This window comes from Ochrobactrum soli, from assembly GCF_003664555.1.
Lineage (GTDB): Bacteria > Pseudomonadota > Alphaproteobacteria > Rhizobiales > Rhizobiaceae > Brucella > Brucella teleogrylli.
Genome location: NZ_RCHH01000007.1, coordinates 66,101 through 87,443, shown reverse-complemented (window position 1 = coordinate 87,443; position 21,343 = coordinate 66,101). Strand labels below are relative to the sequence as shown.

Genomic DNA, 21,343 nt, shown 5'->3' with positions numbered 1-21,343 from the left:
TCCGATCAGAAGACCTTGGAGAACTGGTCGATGTTCTTTTCGTCATAGACGAAAGGATCGCTCATCGCGGCTTCGCCGTTTTCGCCGATCTTGATCTTGCCCATGCGTCCGGCATCGATTTCGGAACCCGGCTTGCCATCGGCATCACCCTTGACGAGGTGATAGGCGATCTGGGTTGCGGAATAGCCGAGATCAATCGGATTCCAGATGGCGAATTCCTTGGTCGCGCCCGACTTGATGGCGCCAGCCATTTCAGACGGCAGGCCAAGGCCCGTCACATAGACATCACCGATCTTGCCCGCATCCTTCACGGCCTGCGAAGCAGCCAGAACGCCCACGGTGGTCGGCGCCACGATGACCTTGACGTTCGGGTTCGACTTCAGGAGGCCTTGTGCTTCACGATAGCTCTTGTCGGCAAGATCGTCGCCATAGACGGTCGTGACCAGATTGAGGCCGGGGAAGTCCTTCAGTTGCTTCTTCATCTCGCCGATCCAGATATTCTGGTTGGTCGAGGTGGTGGTGGCCGACAGGATCGCAAAATCACCCTTGCCGTCTGGCAGGTGGTCGGCAACAAGCTTCAGGCACATCTTGCCAATCAGCTCGTTGGACGATGGGTTCAAATGCACGATACGGCCAGCCGGAGCCACGCCGGAATCCCACGAAATCACCTTGATGCCGCGCTGGGCGGCCTTTTTCAGCGCCGGTACGACCGCATCCGGGTCGTTGGCGGAAATGGCGATGGCGTTGACGCCCTGGGCGATCAGCGAATTGATGACTTCAATCTGGCCTTCGGCGGTCGTGGTGGTCGGGCCGGTATAGATGACCTCAACGCCGCCCAGTTCCTTGGCGGCTTCCTGCGCACCCTTGTTGGCGGCTTCAAAGAAGCCGTTGCCGAGCGACTTCGCGACGAGCGCGATCTTGATGTCGGCGGCCTGTGCTTGGGCGGCCATGAAGGCGACGGCCAGCGCAGTACCGAGTGCGAGTTTCTTGAAAAGTTTCATGTCTCATTCCTCCCAGTATAAAGACATATTTTCACAACGATCCCGGCATTGGCCGGGATGATAATAGAGTTGGCTCAGGCAACCTCGGCGGAATCCCCCTGTTCGCCACCCTTGCCGGCATTTGCGGAAGCCTGCGCTACAATCAGCCGGATACCCGCATTTTCCACCATCCGCCGCGCCTCATCGGAAATGCCGTCATCGGTGATCAGCGTGCTGACACGGTCGAGCGGGCAAAGGATGAGGCTGGAACGGCGGGTGAATTTCGATGAATCGACCATCAGGACGAGCTCGTCCGCCTGGCCCATCAGTTTCTGTTCGCTCTGGATGATCAGTGCGTCGGATTCCATCACGCCGAGCGGGCTGATACCCTGACAGCCCATGAACATGCGCCGACCGTAAAAATTACGGATGACGTCATTGTCGAAAGGCGAAAGGATCAGGCTCTGGTCGCGATAGATCGCGCCACCGGGCACGATCACCGTGCTTTTCGACTGCCGCAACAGATGTTCGGCAATGGCGAAGGAATTCGTCAGCACCTGAAGGCGGCGCGCCGTCAGATAATGCACCATCTGGAATGTCGTGGAGCCGCCATTGATAATGATGCTGTCGCCTTCATCGCAAAGCGCCACGGCTTCACGGGCGATGGCGCGCTTGCGGTCGCCATTTTCGGATTCCGAAACCTTGAAGGGACGCCCGGCCAGACTGCCGAACTGCGGCGGATGGATGGCTTCCGCTCCACCGCGCACACGCTTGATGCGGCCCTGCATATGCAACGATGCGATATCGCGCCGAAGGGTCGCTTCCGACGCCTCCGTCAATTCCACCAGATCCTGAATGGTGATCACCGGCTTTTCCTGAACAGCGCTCAGGATGATGCGGTGGCGCTCTCTTTCGTGCATGGCTCCTCCTGCTTCCATCTATTCTCAAATTGGTGGCGCATGTCAATCACAAACAATCAATAATTCGCACATGCGTGAAATATTTGATCGGTTATGATTGTTTGTGATTGACAGTATTTCGTTTCATGCGTCATATCTGCCGCCAACATGATCGCTCGCGCATGGGAAGGTGCGCGACGCGATTGGCCATACAGACTTGGGAGGATGACATGGTGGACAGCAATCGGCTGCTCGATAATCGCTGGGACGACGCCAAGGCGGCAACGCTGGATGAGCCGGGAAAGCTGCTTTACCGCTCCAATCTGCTCGGGTCAGACAAGCGCATCACCAATTATGGCGGCGGCAACACCTCTGCCAAGGTCGAGGAAATCGATCCGTTGACCGGCGAAAAGGTTCAAGTTCTCTGGGTCAAGGGTTCGGGCGGCGATGTGGGCACCATCAAGCTCGACGGTTTCGCCACGCTTTATCAGGACAAGCTCGATGCGCTGAAAGGCATCTATAAGGGCGTCGAGGATGAGGACCGCATGGTCGGCTTCCTGCCGCATTGCACCTTCAACCTCAATCCGCGGGCCGCATCCATCGATACGCCGCTGCATGGTTTTGTCGCTTTCAGCCATGTCGATCACATGCATCCCGATGCGATCATCGCGATTGCTGCCTCCAGGAATTCCCGCGAGCTGACGGCCGAGATTTTCGGTGACGATATTGGCTGGCTGCCGTGGCGTCGCCCGGGCTTCCAGCTCGGTCTCGATCTTGAGGCTTTCGTCAAGGCGCATCCAAAGGCCAAAGGCGTTGTTCTTGAAAGTCATGGGCTTTTCACCTGGGCCAATGATGCGAAGACCTGTTACGAAACCACGCTCGCCATCATCAACAAAGCCATTGAATGGCTGGACCAGAAGATGGCAGGCAAACCCGCTTTCGGCGGTGCTGTCACACAAAGTCTCGCGGCCTCCGAGCGCCGCGCCATTGCAGCGCGACTGATGCCGGAAATTCGCGGTCTTATCGGCAAGGAAGAGCGTAAGCTCGGTCACTTCGACGATCAGGATGCGGTGCTGGAATTCGTGAATGCGAAGGAACTGCGCCCGCTGGCCGCTTTGGGCACATCCTGCCCGGATCATTTTTTGCGCACCAAAATCCGCCCGCTGGTCGTCAATTTCGATCCGGCCAAGCCGGATGTGGACGCCATCGTTGCCGGGCTTGAGGATGCGCTCGAAGCCTATCGCGCCGATTACAAGCGCTATTATGAGACCTGCAAACACGACAATTCGCCCAAAATGCGCGATCCCAATCCGGTGATTTTCCTGATCCCCGGCGTCGGCATGCTGTCCTTTGCCCGCGACAAGGCGACAGCGCGTATCGCCGGCGAGTTCTATGTCAATGCGATCAATGTCATGCGCGGCGCATCTGCCGTGTCCGAATATCAGGGACTGCCGGAACAGGAAGCCTTCGACATCGAATATTGGCTGCTTGAGGAAGCCAAGCTGCAACGCATGCCGAAGCCGAAAAGCCTTGCCGGGCGCATTGCGCTTATCACGGGTGGCGCTGGCGGCATCGGCTATGCCACCGCCGAGCGGCTGGCGGGCGAGGGCGCTTGCGTGGTTCTGGCGGATATTGACGCAGAATCGCTCAAATCCGCTCACGCCAATCTATCGAAGCGTTTTGGCGCTGATCAGGTGCGCAGCGTCGAACTGAACGTGACCGACGAAAAGGGCGTCGCAAACGCCTTTGTCGAGGCCAGCGTTGAACTCGGCGGCATCGACATTCTGGTCTCCAATGCAGGCATTGCGTCATCGGCTCCTGTCGAAGCGACCGAATTGTCGATGTGGAACCGCAATATCGACATTCTGGCGACCGGCTATTTCCTCGTTTCGCGGGAGGCGTTCCGTCTGTTCCGCCGCCAGAAGATCGGCGGCAATGTGGTGTTCGTCGCCTCCAAGAATGGTCTGGCCGCATCGCCCAATGCGTCCGCCTATTGCACGGCCAAGGCTGCTGAAATCCATCTGGCCCGCTGTCTGGCGCTGGAAGGTGCCGATGCCGGTATCCGCGTCAATGTGGTCAATCCGGATGCAGTTCTGCGCGGTTCCAAGATCTGGGATGGCGAGTGGCGCGAACAGCGCGCGGCGTCCTCCAAGATCGACGTTTCGGAGCTGGAGGAGCATTATCGCAAGCGGTCGCTGTTGAAGCTCAATGTGCTGCCGGAAGATATTGCCGAGGCGATCTATTTCCTCGCCAGCGACGCTTCGCCAAAATCAACCGGTAACATCATCAATGTCGATGCCGGGAACCAGCAGAGCTTTCCGCGCTGACCGTATAATGAGGACATTCTGGGAGGAACCATGTCCGATCAACGTATTTCGGCGGATTTTATCGCCGAGCATAATTCCGGTTTCGAAAATGCGCTGAAAAGCGATTATCAGGCGCTGGGCGAACAGCTTTCGCGCCGCGGCATCGAGATCGACACCATCACCGACAAGGTGGCAAGCTATTTCGTCGCCGTGCCGTCATGGGGTACGGGCACGGGCGGCACCCGTTTCGGTCGTTTTCCAGGCAAGGGCGAGCCGCGCGGCATTTTCGACAAGCTGGACGATTGCGCCGTCATCAACGAGCTTTCGCGTGCGACGCCGAATGTTTCGCTGCATATCCCGTGGGACAAGACCGATCCGAAGAAGCTGAAAGCCCATGCCGAAGCGCTTGGTCTCGGCTTCGACGCGATGAACTCCAACACGTTTTCGGATTCGGCTGACCAAAAACTGTCCTACAAATACGGATCGCTCACCCATGTCGATCCGGCGGTGCGGGCGCAGGCGGTCGAGCACAATCTCGAATGTATCGAGATCGGCAATACCATCGGCTCCAAGGCGCTGACGGTGTGGCTCGGCGACGGGTCCAATTTCCCCGGCCAGCAGAATTTCACCCGTGCTTTCGAGCGCTATCTGGCTTCGATGGGCGAAATCTACAAGGCTCTGCCCGACGACTGGCGGCTGTTTTCCGAACACAAGATGTATGAACCGGCCTTCTATTCGACGGTGGTTCAGGACTGGGGCACAAACTATCTGATCGCCTCGACGCTTGGTCCCAAAGCGCAATGTCTGGTCGATCTTGGCCATCATGCGCCCAACACCAATATCGAAATGATCGTGGCGCGGCTGATGCAGTTCGGCAAACTCGGCGGTTTCCATTTCAACGACAGCAAATATGGCGATGACGATCTCGACGCCGGTTCCATCGATCCCTATCGGCTGTTTCTGGTGTTCAACGAGCTGGTCGATGCCGATTATCGCGGCGTGAAGGATTTCAATCCGGCCCATATGATCGACCAGTCGCACAATGTGACCGATCCGCTGGAGAGCCTTATTTCGTCGGCAAATGAAATCCGCCGCGCCTATGCGCAAGCGCTGCTGGTAGACCGCGAGGCGCTGGAAACCTATCAGCAGGAAAACGATGCGCTGATGGCGTCGGATACGCTGAAACGCGCTTATCGCACCGATGTCGAGCCGATTTTGGCCGAAGCGCGCCGCCGCACCGGCGGGGCGATCGAACCGATTGCCGCCTATCGCGCCAGCGGTTATCGCCGGAAGGTCGCGGCGGAACGCCCGGAAAGCAAAAGCGACAGCGGCGCTTTCAACTGATTGAATTCAAACAAGCGCCGACGGAGAAAACTTCGTCGGCGCTGGTCTTTTATACCCGACCGTAAATATCGTCGAACCGCACGATATCGTCTTCGCCGAGATATTCGCCGCTCTGCACTTCGATCAACACCAGGGGCAGAATGCCAGGATTTTCCAGACGGTGCTTGAAGCCGCAGGGAATATAGGTCGATTGGTTGTTGGTCAGCAGAATTTCCCGGTCGCCATTGGTCACCTTGGCGGTGCCGGACACGACGATCCAGTGTTCAGAACGGTGATGATGCGCCTGAAGGCTGAGGCGGCGTCCGGGCTTCACCTCGATGCGCTTGATCTTGAAGCCGTCGCCCTCTTCCAGCACGGTGTAGGTGCCCCATGGGCGATGGGCGGTGCGGTGCAGCTTGGCGGCTTCGTGGCCATCGGCGCGCAGACGGTTGAAAACCTTGCGCACATCCTGCGCCTTGTCGCGATGGGCGACGAGCAGCGCGTCCGGTGTATCGACGACTAAAAGGTCGTGCACGCCGACAAGGCTGACCAGCCGGGTCTCCGACAGCACGAAACTATTGGTCGTGTCTTCCAGAACGGTTTCGCCGCGCAGGCGGTTTCCGTCCGCGTCCGGATTTATCAGGTCGGCCATGGCCGCCCAGGAGCCGATATCCGACCAGCCGCAGGAAACCGGAATGCAGGCAATATTGTCGGCCTTCTCCATGATGGCATAATCGATGGAAATGGCCGGGGTCGCGGCAAACTCGTCCTTTGGAATTTCGATTGTCTTGGTGTCGCCATTGACGCCGCGTCGCGCATTTTCAAGCGAGGCCTGCACGCCGTTGAAAATCTCCGGCGCGTGGGCGCGCATCGCTTCCAGCATGGTTCTCGCGGTAAAGCAGAACATGCCCGAATTCCAGAAATAGCGTCCGCTCTCGACATAGGCCTGCGCGGTTTGCGCATCCGGCTTTTCGACAAAGCGCAGCACGTCCACGCCGTCCGCCTCGATATAGCCAAAACCCGTTTCCGGGTGATCCGGCACAATGCCGAATGTCACGATGCGACCGGTTTCGGCAAGCTGTTGTGCTTTTTGGACGGCTTCCGCAAAGGCGGGCTCGTTTTCGATCAGATGATCGGCAGGCATCACCAGAAGCGTGGCATCGGGGCCGTATGTCGCGGCGGCATGCATGGCGGCGAGTGCTACCGCAGGCGCGGTATCGCGACCCAGCGGCTCCAGCAGAAACGCATTATCGGTCTTGGGTGCCTTGGCGTCCGCATAGGCGTCGAGCGTCAAAAACAGAAAATCGCGATTGGTGACAGTCAGGATGTGATCGACGCCTTCAAGCCGTGCCGCCCGGTTATAGGTCTTACCGATCAGCGTGCTGCCGTCGGGCAATTCGATGAAGGGCTTGGGGTGAGCATCGCGCGAAAGCGGCCAGAGCCTTGAACCGGAACCGCCGCTGATGATGACAGGAATAAAGCTCATTGCTCAGGCATCCTTTGTTGCGTTGCGGGCGATATCGAGGCCCATGGCCAGAAGTTCGGCGGCCTGGTTTTCATTGGCCGCTTCCACATAGCAGCGTAATTCCGGCGCATTGCCGGAAGCGCGATAATGGACGGCATTGCCGGAATGGAAGAACAGTTTGACGCCATCAATGGCTTCAGACCGGATGATCGCATCATTGGACGGAAACAGCGCCTTGCGCCCCGCTTCATCCTTGAGGATGGCGAGAAACGCGCCGCTCTTTTCCTGCGGAACATTTTGCAGACGGTCGCTAAGCGCAATGCGAAAGTTGAAAGCCGCGCCGATTTCCGCAAGCGGCTTGCCCTGCTCCTTGATCGCGCTTAGGCAGGCGAGGATCGGCAAAAGTGCGTCGCGGGTTGGCAGCGCGGACAGCGTGTGGCTTTTGCGGGTACTGTCGCTGCCCAAAAGCACGCCGCCATTGGCTTCGAAACCGACGGTGATCTTTGCACCCTCGGACTTGGCACGGTGCATGCCTTCGATGACATAGGGCGAGCCGACGCGGGTTCTGACAACGCGGGCGAAACGCCCGCATTCTTCCAGTGCCGCATTGGACGTGACCGGCGTGACGATTGTATCCGCGCCGATCCAGCTTGCGGTGATTGCGCCGACGAGATCGCCGCGCACGAACTGGCCGCTTGCATCGGCAATCAGCGGCCTGTCCGCATCGCCATCCGTGGAAACGATGGCGTCAAGGCGGTTTTCCTTGGCCCACTGGTCGAGAAGCCGGATATCTTCCGGGCGCAATGCCTCGGTATCGACGGGCACAAAAGTGTTGGAGCGCCCAATGGCAATGGTTTCCGCGCCAAGCGCGGTCAGAATATCCGTTATAACATCGCGGGCGACCGACGAGTGCTGGTAGACGCCGACGCGCAGGCCCTTGAGCGCGCCGCGGCCCAGATAATCGATATAACGTTTCTCGTAGGCGCTGGTCGCGGCATCACTTTGTGCATCATTGCTGAAATGACGGGCGGTCAGGTCTGCGGGCAGGGCGGCATAGGCCGCGCTGATCCCCTGTTCGTCGGTCTTGTCGATTTCGCCATCGGCGCGATAGAATTTCAGGCCATTGCGGTCGTCGGGAATATGGCTTCCCGTCACCATGATGGAGGGTGCCTGTTTCGCCATGGCGTAAAAGCTGAGTGCCGGGGTGGGCAGCACACCGCAATTCACCGGCGTAAAGCCAGCGTCTTCAATGGCTGCCATGCAAAGCGCGGCAATGTCGGGGCTGGACGGGCGAAGGTCACGTCCGACGAAAACCTCCGCACCTTTTTTTAGCTTGCCGCTTTCGGCGAGCATTCGCACAAAGGCGAGCGAATAGGCATAGGCGGGCAAGCCGTTCAGCTCATCCGCCAATCCCCTGAGACCGCTGGTGCCAAATTTAAGGGAACTGCCACTCATGCCTTCACTCTGCCTTCTTGCGAAACTGCACCATCGAGCATGGCCAGATATCTTATAACCTTATTTCGATACAGGACCGATCCCCTCAATGGTGCAAAGTTATCTACCCTATTGCGGGTGATAATCCTTATAGGCGGGTAAATTCAAATCGTTAAGGCTTTCAGCGTTAACGATCGCCCGCGCGACAGCATCCGCCATGACCGTTGCAGCGATGGCGCCGATGGCGGTCACGTCCGCTTCCACATCCTTGGCCTTGCCTGTCGAGAGGGCGAAAATCGTGTCGCCGTCCCACATGGTGTGGATCGGATTGATGGTGCGCGCAAAGCCGTCATGGGCCATGCCTGCAATCTTCTTCAGTTCCGCCTTGTTGAACGGCACATTGGTGGCAATCGCCCCGATGGTCGTGTTGGCCCCGCCGGATTTGACGACGCCGTGGCCTTGCATGATGGCCTGCATCGTATCGCGGAAACCCTTGCCGTCCTCGGTGCGCGCACCGGCCAGAATCTGGCGCGAACTGGGCGCATAGACATCGCCGACCGCGTTGACGGCAACGATTGCGCCAACCACGATTTCTGTGCCCGGCACCGTGTAGCTTGCCGTGCCAAGGCCGCCCTTCATGGCGAAATCCTTGCCGAACATCTTGCCGACCGTCGCGCCAGCGCCAGCGCCGATATTGCCTTCACCGGAGGCTTCCGCCTTGGCCGCCTTGCAGGCGAGATAGCCGGCTTCCTCATCGGGGCGGATCGAAAAATCGCCGACGCCGAGATCCATCAGGATGGCGGCTGGCACAATCGGCACCACGCCGCTGCCGATCTTGAAACCGAGCTTGTTTTCTTCCAGATAGCGCATGACGCCGGTCGCCGCACTCAGACCGTAGGCGCTGCCGCCGGACAGGAGAATGGCCTGCACCTGCTGCACATAATTGATCGGATCGAGCAGGTCCGTTTCGCGTGTGCCGGGCGCGGAGCCGCGCACATCGACGCCAGCCGAAGCGCCTTCTTCACATAAGAGAACGGTGCAGCCGGTCGGGCGCTTGGTCAGCGTGTGATGGCCAAGCTTGATCCCTGGTACATCCGAAATGCTTCCGCCCATAAGTTCAAGCATGCTCTTTCCTCCCGTGCTCGCTGCCGATGCCGCGCTGACGACAAAGGGCATTGCTCCCAGCCCCGCAAGCGATTTGCCGAATGTTCTGCGATCCATAAACAGTTTTCTCCTCCATTGAACGCTTTACTCCGAAAGCGCATTCTTTTCGCGTGCGCGACGTTGGCGCAGCACATCCGCCACGAAGGTGCGCGACAGGGCATGATAGAGCGGCTCGTTGGAGATGAGCCGCGCCGTACCGTAACCGAGCATTGAGGCGCACATCAGCGGAATGACATTGTTATGATTGCCGGTCATTTCGAGAATGATGACGAAAGCCGTCATCGGGGCCTGCACGACGCCGGCAAAATAACCCGCCATGCCCAGCACGGCGGCAAGGCTCGCGCTGGTGCCGAGCACAAGGCCGATGGTGCTGCCGAGACCTGCGCCGACCGAAAGCGACGGGGCGAAAATGCCGCCCGGAATGCCCGAAATCATCGAAAGCAAACCGGCGACGAATTTTTCAACGAAATAGAATGGCGGCAAGGCCGCGCCCTCGACCGCGCCGCGCGCCTGATCATAGCCGGTGCCGAACGTCGCGCCGCCTGAAGCGATGCCGATAATCGCGACCAGAAGACCGCAAATACCGGCGAACAACACAGCGTTGCGCAGCGGCACCTTCTGCACATGGCGGCGCACACGCCGCCCCAGATTGAGCGCAAGCGCGCTGAAAACCGCGCCGAAAGCGCCGCCTATCACGCCGCAGGCGACGACCAGAACCCAGTCGCGGGCGGTCGTTGCCGTAACGGTGGTCATGCCGAAATAATTGTAGTTGCCGACCAGACCGAGCGAGGCGAGACCAGCCAGAATGACGGCGGACAGCACCAGCCCGTTGGTGCGCGCCGCATAGGCGCGGCCCATTTCCTCAATCGCGAAGACAATCCCGGCCAGCGGCGTGTTGAAGGCGGCGGCGATACCGGCGGCCGATCCGGCAAGGATAAGCCCGCGCGCCTGTTCCATGCCGCCGATCCGCGCCGATTGCAGCATGATCGATGCGCCGATCTGTACCGTCGGGCCTTCGCGCCCGATGGATGCGCCGCAGAAAAGACCGGCGACGGTCAGCAGTATTTTGCCGACTGCAACGCGAATGGAGAGAAGCAGGGACCGGTCCTGATGATCGTCGAGATGCCGCGCCGCGATGGCTTGGGGAATACCGCTGCCGCCGGAATTCGGAAACCAGGCAATGGCGATCCATGAGCAAGCCATGAAGCCGAGCGGCGTGATCACAAGCGGCAGCCATGCGCGCCAGACATTGCCGCCGGTGCCGTCCGTCAACGCCTTGAACCAATCCTGCGCGATATCGGCGGCTTCTGCAAAACCGACGCTGATGATGCCGATGGCGAGCGCGCCGCACCAGAAAACGAGCCTTGGTTTCCAAAGCCGTGGCGACATCCACATCGCTCTGGAACGGCGGATCAACGGAACGCGCTTATACGACTTTCGCATTATCTCCCCTCGGGACGGGTACATGTCCTATGCGGTCTATCACGCTAATTCTTAGCGGTAACTGAAACTTGTAAGCAAAAGGCTTTCCATTTGGTCATAACCGTGTTACCAGCCGGTGCCAATTCAACCAAGTAAACCCTGATTGTCGCTGCTCCCGGACATTTCCCGGAGAGGCGGCTTTTCTTATTCAAAGGAATTGGCAATGGCAAAAATCGTGGAATCGCCCACCGGCGCTCTCGCTCTCACATTCGACGATGTGCTCCTGCAGCCGGGCCATTCCGAAGTCATGCCGGGTCAGGTGGACCTGCGCACCCGCATCGCCAAGGATATCGAACTCAATCTGCCGCTTCTCTCCGCCGCCATGGACACGGTGACGGAATCGCGTCTCGCCATCGCCATGGCGCAGGCAGGCGGCATCGGCGTCATTCACCGCAATCTCACGCCGGAACGTCAGGCCGAAGAAGTCCGTCAGGTGAAAAAATTCGAATCCGGCATGGTCGTCAACCCGGTCACCATCGGCCCGGATGCGACACTGGCCGATGCGCAGGCGCTGATGAAGGCGCATGGCATTTCCGGCATTCCGGTCGTTGAAAACGCCACCAAGGGTCCGGGCCGTCTCGTCGGCATTCTGACCAACCGTGACGTGCGTTTTGCCTCCGATCCGGCTCAGAAGATCTATGAATTGATGACCCGCGAAAACCTCATCACGGTGCGCGAAAACGTCAATCAGGAAGAAGCCAAGCGTCTTCTGCATGCTCACCGTATCGAAAAGCTGCTCGTCGTTGACGACAAGGGCCGTTGCGTTGGTTTGATCACCGTCAAGGACATCGAAAAGTCGCAGCTCAACCCGAATGCCGCCAAGGATGCGCAGGGCCGTCTGCGTGCAGCCGCTGCAACCAGCGTTGGCGAAGACGGTTATGAACGCGCCGAACGCCTGATCGAAGCAGGCGTCGATCTTCTGGTGGTCGATACAGCGCATGGTCATTCGCAGCGCGTTCTCGATGCTGTCGCACGCATCAAGAAGGCCTATCCCAATGTCGCCATTCTGGCTGGGAATGTCGCCACCGCGGGCGGTACGCAGGCATTGATCGATGCCGGTGCGGATGCCGTCAAGGTCGGTATCGGACCGGGCTCGATCTGCACGACGCGTATCGTTGCCGGTGTCGGCGTGCCGCAGCTTTCGGCCATCATGTCGGCGGTGGAAGCAGCGCATAAGCAGAACATTCCGGTCATCGCCGATGGCGGCATCAAGTTCTCGGGCGATTTCGCCAAGGCACTTGCTGCCGGTGCTGTCGCCGCCATGGCCGGTTCGCTTCTGGCCGGTACGGAAGAAAGCCCGGGCGAGGTCTATCTGCATCAGGGCCGTTCGTTCAAATCCTATCGCGGCATGGGCTCGGTCGGCGCTATGGCCCGCGGTTCGGCAGACCGTTACTTCCAGGCGGAAGTGCGCGACGAGCTGAAGCTCGTGCCGGAAGGCATCGAAGGTCAGGTCGCTTACAAGGGGCCGATCTCGGCTGTGTTGCACCAGCTTGCCGGTGGCCTGCGCGCCTCGATGGGCTATGTCGGCGCGAAGACACTGGAAGAATTCCGCGAAAAGGCAACCTTCGTCCGCATTTCCAATGCGGGCCTGCGCGAAAGCCATTCGCACGGCGTCGCCATTACCCGTGAAAGCCCGAACTATCCGGGCGGCATGTAAGGCAAACTCGCTTCGTATTGAAGCGCATGAAAGCCGGAGCCTCGCGCTCCGGCTTTTGTTTTGATTTGGCGATTGCCTTTTGCCTGCAAGGAAGGCTATGCCGTGACAGTTAGTTAGTAAGGAGAAGCAATGCGGCTTGGTGGACGCCTGCAGGCGGCAATCGAGGTTCTGGGCGATATCGAAGCGGGCAAACGCCCGGCTTCTGATGTGCTGAAGGACTGGGGTTCCGCTCATCGTTTCGCAGGCGCGGGCGACCGCGCGGTGATTGGCAACATTGTCTATGACGCACTGCGCCGCAAACTCTCCATCGCATGGCGCATGGATGCCGACGATGCGCGCGCTCTGGCCTTTGGCGCTTTGCTGGCCGATGGTGGCATGGATATTGCTGCCATCGACGCAGCGCTGGATGGCGACAAGTTCGCACCTGAAACGCTGGAACAGGCACGCCGTATCGCCTGGGAAAGCCGCGATAGCGCTGCCGCACCCGATTATGTTCAGGCCGATGTGCCGGAATGGTGTGCCGCCTCGCTTCAAGAGCTTTTCGGCGAACGCTGGGTGGAAGAAGGCAAGGCGCTTGCCACCCGCCCGCCGGTCGATCTGCGCGTCAACAGCCTGAAGGCAAAGCCGGAACAGACACTCGCAGCGCTGGAAAAAGCAGGTGCTGCTCCCGCGCCATTTCTGGCGCAGGCATTACGCATTCCGCCGATCGAAGCGCTGGGCCGTCACCCGAATGTGCAGGGCGAACAGGCCTTTCTCGATGGCTGGTTCGAAGTGCAGGATCTGGGTTCACAGCTCGCCGCACTTTTTGCCGGAGCCAAACCCGGCGAACAGGTTCTCGATTATTGCGCGGGCGCTGGTGGCAAGACGCTGGCCTTGGCAGCAGCCATGCAAAACAAGGGGCAGGTGCACGCCTATGATGCGGAGCGGGCGCGGCTTTCGCCGATGCATGAACGCTTGCAGCGGGCTGGCGTGCGCAATACGCAGGTGCATGGCAATCTGGATGCGCTGGACCCCCTCACCGGCCATATGGACCTCGTTCTGACCGATGCGCCTTGCACCGGCTCCGGCACCTGGCGGCGCAGGCCGGATGCAAAATGGCGGCTGAATGACCAGCAGCTTGAGCGTCGGGTTCAGGATCAACAGGAAGTGCTGGAAGCGGCCAGGCATTATGTGAAACCGGGCGGTCGTCTGGCCTATGTCACCTGTTCGTTGTTTGCAGAAGAAAACACGCGGCAGGTTGCGCGCTTTCTGGCCGACAATCCTGATTTTACCGAAATGCCCGCGCAAGCGCTGTGGCAGTCTGTCGTAACGGATGCCGATGGCGCGGAACCGGTGTTTCCGTCGCATGGCAGTGTGTTTTCGCCATTGTCCACCGGCACGGACGGGTTTTATGTAAGTGTGATGAAGAAAGCTTCATAAATCGGGGAACAAATGTCAGCGCATCGCATAGCCGAACCGGATTTCAAGGAACGCGTCGAGGAGAGTTTCGGGCGGCAGGCCGCCATGAAACTGATCGGCGCAGAGCTGACGCGATGCGAACCCGGTATTGTCGAAGTGGAAATGCCGTTCCGCGAGGAACTCACCCAGCAGCACGGCATTCTGCATGCGGGCATGATTTCCGCGGCGCTCGATTCTGCCTGCGGCTATGCGGCGCTGACCCTGATGCCCGCCGACGCGGCGGTGCTGACGATTGAATTCAAAGTCAATCTGCTTGCGCCCGGCAAGGGCGAGCGCTTCCTGTTTCGCGGCGAGGTCACCAAGCCCGGCCGCACGATCATGGTCAGCGACGGGCAGGCTTTTGCCGTTACCGATACGGAAGTTCGGCTCATCGCCACAATGACAGGCACGATGATGGTCGTGCAGGATCGCAAGGGTTTGCAAGGATAGGGGTTGGCGCGCATGCTGAAGACTGTTGCCGGACGACGCCTGCTTTATGTCATGGCTGCCGACGCCGAATATGGGCGTCATCTGGCCAAGCTCTTCGATCCGCTGATGATCGGCGTCGGCCCGGTCGAGGCGGCGATCAATCTGTCCCGCGCGCTGTTCCGCATGGAAATCGACGGTGAGCAGCCCGATCTGGTGATTTCGCTCGGCTCGGCGGGGTCGGCAAAACTACCGCAGGCGGAAGTGTTTCAGGTCTCCGCCGTCTCCTATCGCGACATGGACGCCTCGCCGCTCGGCTTCGAAAAGGGGCTGACGCCATTTCTCGATCTGCCGAAGATGATCAAGCTGCCGTTTCAGGTGGAAGGTGTTGCCAGCGCCACGCTATCGACCGGCGCCAATATCGTTTCCGGCAATGTCTATGAGACCATCGACGCGGATATGGTGGACATGGAAACATTCGCCTGCCTGCGCGCCTGCCAGATTCATGGCGTACCGCTCTATGGCCTGCGCGGCATTTCGGACGGCGCGGACGAGCTGCATCATGTCGGTGACTGGACGCAATATCTGCATATCATCGACGAGAAAATGGCTGTCGCAGTGGAAGAACTGGAAGCGGCTATTGCCGGTGGACTTTTGCCACCTCCTGACAATGGTGTGTCAGGATAGGCCCCATTCCTGTCACTGCGCTGTTGAGGGAAGTGCATATAATCCGTATATGCCCACCACATAAACATTGCATCCTCACCACTTTTTAAATAGATGCTGCACATGAGCACCACGGCACATCCTGACACAATCCTGATCATCGACTTTGGCAGCCAGGTCACGCAGCTGATTGCGCGACGTGTACGCGAAGCCAATGTCTATTGCGAAATCGTCCCGTTCCAGTCTGCGGAAGAGGCATTCCAGCGGTTGAAGCCAAAAGGCGTCATCCTCTCGGGCAGCCCGCATTCGACGACCGACATCGGCTCGCCGCGCGCGCCGCAGGCGGTCTTCGACGAAGGCATTCCGGTTCTCGGCATATGCTACGGCGAACAGACCATGTGCGCCCAGCTGGGCGGCAATGTCGAAAGCGGCCATGACCGCGAATTCGGTCGCGCCTTCCTCGACGTGCAGGAAGACAGCCCGCTTTTCGCCGGTATCTGGGCCAAGGGCACCCGCCATCAGGTCTGGATGAGCCACGGCGACCGCGTCACCGCACTCCCGGACGGTTTCACCATCATCGGCACCTCGCCGAATGCACCTTTCGCGGCCATTGCCGATGAAAAGCGCAAATATTACGGCGTGCAGTTTCACCCGGAAGTCGTGCATACGCCGGATGGCGCCAAGCTGTTGCAAAATTTCGTTCATCGTATTGTCGGCGTGAAGCCGGGCTGGACGATGGGCGCCTATCGCGAGCAGGCCGTCGAGGCGATCCGCAAGCAGGTCGGCAGCGGCAAGGTTATCTGCGCTCTCTCCGGCGGCGTGGATTCGTCTGTCGCAGCCCTTCTGGCGCATGAAGCCATTGGCGATCAGCTCACCTGTATCCTCGTTGATCACGGTCTGATGCGCAAAAACGAGGCGAGCCAAGTCGTGGAAATGTTCCGCGAACATTATAACCTTCCGCTGATCCTCGTGGACGCATCCGACCGCTTCATCGGCGCGCTGGAAGGCGAAAGCGATCCGGAAAAGAAGCGCAAGACGATTGGCCGTCTCTTTATCGAAGTGTTCGAAGAAGAAGCCAAGAAGCTCGGCGGCGCGGATTTCCTCGTGCAGGGCACGCTTTATCCGGACGTCATCGAAAGCGTTTCGTTCACAGGCGGCCCTTCGGTCACGATCAAGTCGCACCACAATGTGGGTGGCCTGCCCGAGCGCATGAAGATGCAGCTCGTTGAGCCGCTGCGCGAATTGTTCAAGGATGAAGTTCGCCTGCTCGGCAAGGAACTCGGCCTGCCGGACAGCTTCATCGGTCGCCACCCGTTCCCGGGTCCGGGCCTTGCCATCCGCTGCCCGGGCGGCATTACTCGCGACAAGCTGGAAATCCTGCGCGAAGCCGATGCGATCTATCTCGATGAAATCCGCAAGGCTGGCCTCTATGATGCCATCTGGCAGGCTTTCGCCGTTCTGCTGCCGGTGCAGACCGTCGGCGTGATGGGCGATGGCCGCACTTATGAATTCGTCTGCGCACTGCGCGCAGTCACTTCGGTGGACGGCATGACTGCGGATTTCTACCACTATGACATGAACTTCCTTGGCAATGCGGCCACCCGCATCATCAATGAAGTCCGCGGCATCAACCGCGTCGTCTACGACGTGACCTCGAAGCCGCCCGGCACCATCGAGTGGGAATAATCCCGCAATAGTCCAAAACAAAACCGCCGGAGTTCAAAACTCCGGCGGTTTTGTTTTGTGAGGTTCATAACAACTGTTCAGGGATATTGCGCGCCGGTCACGGTGAGATAAACCGCATAAAGCGACTTCGTGGCCGTGATGAACAGGCGGTTGCGGCGGGCGCCGCCGAAGGTCACATTGGCGACCGTCTGCGGCGTCTTGATCTTGCCGAGCAGCGTGCCTTCCGGCGAGAAGCAATGCACGCCGTCGCCCGCGCTGGTCCACAGATTGCCATCCGTATCGAAGCGGAAGCCGTCCGGCAGGCCGTTGTCGATGGTGCAGAATATGCCGCCGCCCGTCACGCGCTTGCCGCCATCCACAACGTCGAAAACGCGGATATGGCGCGGCGCATTCTCGTCGTGGCTGTAGGCGCTGTCGGCAACATAAAGCTTCGTCTCGTCCGGCGAGAAAGCAAGGCCATTCGGCTGGTGGAAATCGGTGACGACGGAGTCGATTTCGCCGGTCTTCGGGTCGAGGCGATAGACATTGCGCGTCGGCTGTTCCGGGTCGGACTTGTAGCCTTCATAATCCGCCAGAATGCCGTAGGTCGGATCGGTGAACCACACCGTTCCGTCCGAGCGCACGATGACATCGTTTGGCGCATTCAGCTTTTTGCCCTGATAGCTGTCGGCTAGCACGGTGATGCTGCCATCTGGCTCCGTGCGCGTGACGCGACGACCGCCATGCTCGCAAGTGACGAGGCGTCCCTCGCGGTCGCGCGTATTGCCGTTGGAGAAATTGGACGGATTGCGGAACACCGAAACGCCACCGCCAACTTCGCTGCCCGACACCCAGCGCAGGATGCGCTGGTTCGGGATATCGCTCCACAAGAGGCAGTTCAGGTCGTTGAACCAGACTGGGCCTTCCGCCCAGCGGCAGCCGCTATAAAGTTCGTCCAGATCGGCGCTCGGCACGATCATCTGCTTGAAACGTTCGTCGTGGATTTCGTAGATCGAAACAGTCTGAGACAAGGGAGGTACTCCGAGAAATTTTAACGCTCTGCCCGGCGACTGCTGGCAAGGAAGATCACCGCGATGATGGTGAGGCCAGTCAGCACGAGGCGAACACCGGCGCCAAAGCCGTAGGTGTTGAGCATCGAGACTATGAGGAACATGAAGAGCGCGGCACCCCAAATACCAGGGATGTTGGAATCGCCGCCCGCAACCGCCGTACCGCCGATGATGACCACGGCAATCGACATCAGCAGATATTCCGCGCCCATGTTTAGCGCCGCGCCGCCGGAAAAGCAGGCCAGCAGAAAGCCGCAGAGCGAGGCCAGCACCGCGCAGAGCAGATAGGTGACGAAGCGTGTGCCATCGACCGGAACGCCTGCCATGCGGGCTGCGAAGGGGTTCTGGCCGATTGCCGAAATCCAGCGTCCATAGATGCTCTTCTTCAAAAGCACCCAGCCGATCAGCGACAGGATCAGCGCCACGATGGCGACATTGGGAATGCCGAGCGTGGAGGCGGTGGTAAACTGCGCAAGGCTTTCCGGCGGCTTCACGCGCAGTCCGCGATTGCTCCAGATGGCGGTGGACTGGATCAGGAAGCTCATCGACAGGGTGGCAATAATGGGCGGAATGCGCAGGAGCTTGATCAGCGCATAGTTGCAGATGCCGATGGCAAGTCCGATCAGCAGCGCCACGGCAAGGCCTGCCAGAATCATGCCGTCCTGCGTATCCATGAGTTTCAGCGCCAGCGTGGCGGCAAGCGTCATGTTGGCAGGCACCGACAGGTCGATATTGCCGGGGCCGAGCGTGATGACGAACATCTGCCCGAGACCAACGATCACCGAAAAGGACGCGAAAGTGAAGGCTGCATGCGACAGGCCTTGTGCGCCCGTGCCGCCGGTGAAGAGAATGGTGATAATCCACACCGCAGCGGTCGCGATAAACGACCATATCCACGGACGACTGGTGAGAATGGCAAGGCCGTTCATTGCTTTTTCTCCCTCTTTTCGAGGCGATTGAGGAAGAGGCGCAAGGCCAGCACCACGATGAGAATGCCGCCCTGCGCGCCGATCTGCCAGTCCGGCGAGATGCGCATGAAGGAGAGGAACGAGCCGGCGAGTGTCAGCGTCAGCGCGCCGATCACCGCGCCAATGGGCGAGACGCGCCCGCCAACGAACTCACCGCCGCCCAGAATGACGCCCGCGATGGAAAGCAGCGTATAACGTAACGCGATATTGGCATCCGCCGAGGTGGTGAGGCCGACGAGCGCGATCCCGGCCAGCACGGCAAAAAAGGCGGCCAGCGCATAGGTCGCAGCGCGGATGGCCGTGACCGACCAGCCTGCGCGCTCGATGGAGCGGGTATTGCCGCCCGCACCGCGCATCAGCACGCCGAAGGTCGAGCGCATGACGATGAAATGCGTGACGACGGCAATCACGATGCTGGCGACGATGGCCATCGGGATGAATGGCGGCTTGGCTGTCATGATCCAGCGCGCCCAGTCCGGTGCCTGTCCGCCGGGCGAGGGCAAGAGAAGCACGGCGAGGCCGCCCCAGACGAAGCTCATGCCGAGCGTTACGACGATGGAAGGCAAATTGCGCAAATGAATGATTGCGCCCAGCGCCGCATAAGCGGCGATTGCGGCTGCGAGGATCAGCACACCGATGAGGGGAGCCGTGTTGAGCCAGGTCGCCGCGACGCAGACGACAAAGCTCACAAAGGTTCCCATCGAAAGGTCAAGATCGTTGACGGCCATGATGAGCATCTGCGCGATGGTTGCCAGAGCGATAGGCACAGCCAGATTGAACAGCAGGTTCAACCCCGTATAGCTCATGGCGCGAGGCTGCATGTAGAAGACGGCAGCAAGGAGCAAAATCAGCGAGAATACCGGCGTCAGCAGGCGGATGGAGGAAGAGGAAAGGCGCATTATTCGTGTCCTCCCTCAAAGGATGCTGCAAGCACGTTCTTTTCCGTAATGTCTTCGCCAGTCAGTTCCGCGACGATAGCGCCGTCGCGGAAAACATAGACGCGGTCACAAAGTTCGATTTCGTCCATTTCGGTGGAATACCAGACGAAGGTGCGCCCGTTCTCGGCCTCATGGCGCAGGATTTCATAGACCTCCTGCTTGGTGCCCACATCGACGCCGCGCATCGGATCGTCCATCAAAATGGCGTTGGCGCTGGTTGCCAGCGCGCGGGCAAAAAGCACCTTCTGCTGGTTGCCGCCCGAAAGCGATAGGATGCGGTTGCCCATATCCGGCGTGCGGATCTGGATACGGTCTTTCCACTGGCCGCCCAGCGTGTCTTCGCGCTTTTGGTCAACGAGCTTTGCCGACGACAGCCGGTCCAGCGAGCCGATGGTGAGATTGTGCAGAATGCTCCACAGCGGGAAAGTGCCGTTGAGGCTGCGGTCGCCCGCCACGAATGCGATTTCGCATGTGCGGGCCGGAACCCAGTTTGGCCGCCGCGCATAGTAAAGGTCGAGCAGCATCTTGGTCTGCCCGTGTCCGGCGAGACCGGCAAGGCCGATGACTTCGCCCTTGAACGCCTGAAACGGCTTGATGTCGCTGGCGCGCTTGGCAAAGGACAGAACGGGCGTGCCGCTCGCATCGGTCTTTGCAACGCGGCGCGCTGCCTTTTCGCGCTCGACGCTTCCCATGGCTTCAACGAGGCTGCGATTGGTGAAATCTTTTGCCGCGCGGTTGGCGACCACCTTGCCGTCCTTCATCACCACGATGCGGTCGGAGGTGGAGAGAATTTCGCCCAGCATGTGCGAAATCAGGATAACGGAGCCGCCCGTGCCGACAAAACGGCGCACATAGGCCATCAGCTGCGCGGCAATGCCTGCGTCGAGCGAGGAGGTCGGTTCGTCCAGAATGACGAGCTTCGGTGCGGTGCCGGGCGCGGTGAAGTTGATGGCGATTTCGACCATCTGCCGCTCGGCGATGGAAAGCTCATCGATGGTGGAAGTGCAGTCGATCTTGTGGCCGGGGAAAATCTCGTCGAGCTTCTTGGCGATCAGTTCAACGGCCTTACCGCGCCAGTTCGCGCCGGTCAGGTCGCGTTGCATGATGCGGACATTTTCCGCAATGGTGAGGTTTGGAAACAGCGACAATTCCTGAAACACGCAGCGCACGCCGTGCTTGCGCGCGGTCACAACGCCATGCCCCGGTTCGCCGTGATAGGAAATGCTGCCTTCATGTGGGGAAAGCCCGCCATTGATGACATTGACGATGGTGGATTTGCCTGCGCCATTATGGCCGACCAGCCCCACACATTCGCCTTCGCGGATCACGAGTTCGGCGCCATCCAGTGCTTTTACCGCACCGAACTGCACGCGAATATTGCGCGCGGCGACGACCTCCTGTTTCTCTGCTGTTTCTGTCATACGCTCAACTAACGATTGGACGTTTTCCGGCGAAGCCAGCAA

17 protein-coding genes are annotated in these 21,343 nt (G+C 59.6%); 7 read left to right on the top strand and 10 right to left on the bottom strand.

The annotated features are described in order from the left end of the window. Window positions 1-5: 5 nt before the first annotated feature. Both rhaS and D8666_RS13945 read right to left on the bottom strand, forming a co-directional pair. Complete coding sequence (rhaS, locus tag D8666_RS13950) at window positions 6-1,001, bottom strand: rhamnose ABC transporter substrate-binding protein (RefSeq protein ID WP_109366812.1); 996 nt, start codon at window positions 999-1,001, stop codon at window positions 6-8. Window positions 1,002-1,075: 74 nt separating this feature from the next. Next, window positions 1,076-1,900: a DeoR/GlpR family DNA-binding transcription regulator gene (locus tag D8666_RS13945; RefSeq protein WP_109366811.1), complete on the bottom strand. Its 825-nt coding sequence runs from the start codon at window positions 1,898-1,900 to the stop codon at window positions 1,076-1,078. A gap of 209 nt (window positions 1,901-2,109) precedes the next feature. Here D8666_RS13945 and D8666_RS13940 point away from each other — a divergent pair, with 209 nt between their 5' ends. Next, on the top strand, window positions 2,110-4,206 hold the full coding sequence (locus D8666_RS13940; RefSeq protein WP_121538394.1) for a bifunctional rhamnulose-1-phosphate aldolase/short-chain dehydrogenase: 2,097 nt from the start codon (window positions 2,110-2,112) through the stop codon (window positions 4,204-4,206). 30 nt (window positions 4,207-4,236) lie between these two features. Continuing rightward, a complete protein-coding gene (rhaI, locus tag D8666_RS13935) occupies window positions 4,237-5,529 on the top strand; it encodes an L-rhamnose catabolism isomerase (RefSeq protein WP_121538392.1) in 1,293 nt (430 codons plus the stop codon). Window positions 5,530-5,578: 49 nt separating this feature from the next. On the opposite strand, the gene D8666_RS13930 is transcribed toward rhaI, so the two are convergent. The 4 genes from D8666_RS13930 to D8666_RS13915 form a co-directional block, all read right to left on the bottom strand. Continuing rightward, window positions 5,579-6,994 carry a mannose-1-phosphate guanylyltransferase/mannose-6-phosphate isomerase gene (locus D8666_RS13930; RefSeq protein WP_109367934.1) on the bottom strand — a complete coding sequence of 472 codons (1,416 nt, stop codon included), beginning with the start codon at window positions 6,992-6,994 and terminating at the stop codon, window positions 5,579-5,581. Window positions 6,995-6,997: 3 nt separating this feature from the next. Continuing rightward, window positions 6,998-8,428: a phosphomannomutase gene (locus tag D8666_RS13925; RefSeq protein ID WP_109367933.1), complete on the bottom strand. Its 1,431-nt coding sequence runs from the start codon at window positions 8,426-8,428 to the stop codon at window positions 6,998-7,000. 108 nt (window positions 8,429-8,536) lie between these two features. Continuing rightward, entirely contained in the window at window positions 8,537-9,628 is a 1,092-nt protein-coding gene (locus D8666_RS13920; protein ID WP_109367932.1) for a P1 family peptidase, read from the bottom strand. A 27-nt stretch (window positions 9,629-9,655) separates the two neighbouring features. Beyond that, window positions 9,656-11,014 carry a chloride channel protein gene (locus D8666_RS13915; protein ID WP_109367931.1) on the bottom strand — a complete coding sequence of 453 codons (1,359 nt, stop codon included), beginning with the start codon at window positions 11,012-11,014 and terminating at the stop codon, window positions 9,656-9,658. A gap of 202 nt (window positions 11,015-11,216) precedes the next feature. Here D8666_RS13915 and guaB point away from each other — a divergent pair, with 202 nt between their 5' ends. The 5 genes from guaB (at window position 11,217) to guaA (ending at window position 16,925) form a co-directional block, all read left to right on the top strand. Then, the gene (guaB, locus tag D8666_RS13905; RefSeq protein ID WP_109367930.1) at window positions 11,217-12,710 is read left to right on the top strand and encodes an IMP dehydrogenase; all 1,494 of its coding nucleotides are present in this window, start codon (window positions 11,217-11,219) and stop codon (window positions 12,708-12,710) included. 129 nt (window positions 12,711-12,839) lie between these two features. Continuing rightward, window positions 12,840-14,129, top strand: coding sequence for an RsmB/NOP family class I SAM-dependent RNA methyltransferase (locus tag D8666_RS13900; RefSeq protein WP_109367929.1), 1,290 nt, complete (start codon window positions 12,840-12,842; stop codon window positions 14,127-14,129). A gap of 12 nt (window positions 14,130-14,141) precedes the next feature. Then, window positions 14,142-14,597 carry a PaaI family thioesterase gene (locus D8666_RS13895; RefSeq protein ID WP_109367928.1) on the top strand — a complete coding sequence of 152 codons (456 nt, stop codon included), beginning with the start codon at window positions 14,142-14,144 and terminating at the stop codon, window positions 14,595-14,597. Between the two features lie 12 nt (window positions 14,598-14,609). Next, window positions 14,610-15,260: a 5'-methylthioadenosine/S-adenosylhomocysteine nucleosidase gene (locus D8666_RS13890; protein ID WP_109368052.1), complete on the top strand. Its 651-nt coding sequence runs from the start codon at window positions 14,610-14,612 to the stop codon at window positions 15,258-15,260. A 102-nt stretch (window positions 15,261-15,362) separates the two neighbouring features. Next, window positions 15,363-16,925: a glutamine-hydrolyzing GMP synthase gene (gene guaA, locus D8666_RS13885; RefSeq protein ID WP_109368051.1), complete on the top strand. Its 1,563-nt coding sequence runs from the start codon at window positions 15,363-15,365 to the stop codon at window positions 16,923-16,925. Between the two features lie 77 nt (window positions 16,926-17,002). Here guaA and D8666_RS13880 read toward each other — a convergent pair whose 3' ends face one another. The 4 genes from D8666_RS13880 to D8666_RS13865 form a co-directional block, all read right to left on the bottom strand. Then, window positions 17,003-17,884: an SMP-30/gluconolactonase/LRE family protein gene (locus D8666_RS13880; protein ID WP_109368050.1), complete on the bottom strand. Its 882-nt coding sequence runs from the start codon at window positions 17,882-17,884 to the stop codon at window positions 17,003-17,005. Window positions 17,885-17,955: 71 nt separating this feature from the next. Next, a complete protein-coding gene (locus tag D8666_RS13875) occupies window positions 17,956-18,903 on the bottom strand; it encodes an ABC transporter permease (RefSeq protein ID WP_109367927.1) in 948 nt (315 codons plus the stop codon). Further along, the gene (locus D8666_RS13870; protein ID WP_121538390.1) at window positions 18,900-19,841 is read right to left on the bottom strand and encodes an ABC transporter permease; all 942 of its coding nucleotides are present in this window, start codon (window positions 19,839-19,841) and stop codon (window positions 18,900-18,902) included. The genes D8666_RS13875 and D8666_RS13870 overlap by 4 nt, the downstream gene beginning before the upstream one ends. Further along, window positions 19,841-21,301, bottom strand: a complete 1,461-nt coding sequence (locus tag D8666_RS13865; protein ID WP_109367925.1) for a sugar ABC transporter ATP-binding protein — start codon at window positions 21,299-21,301, stop codon at window positions 19,841-19,843. The genes D8666_RS13870 and D8666_RS13865 overlap by 1 nt, the downstream gene beginning before the upstream one ends. Window positions 21,302-21,343: the final 42 nt, after the last annotated feature.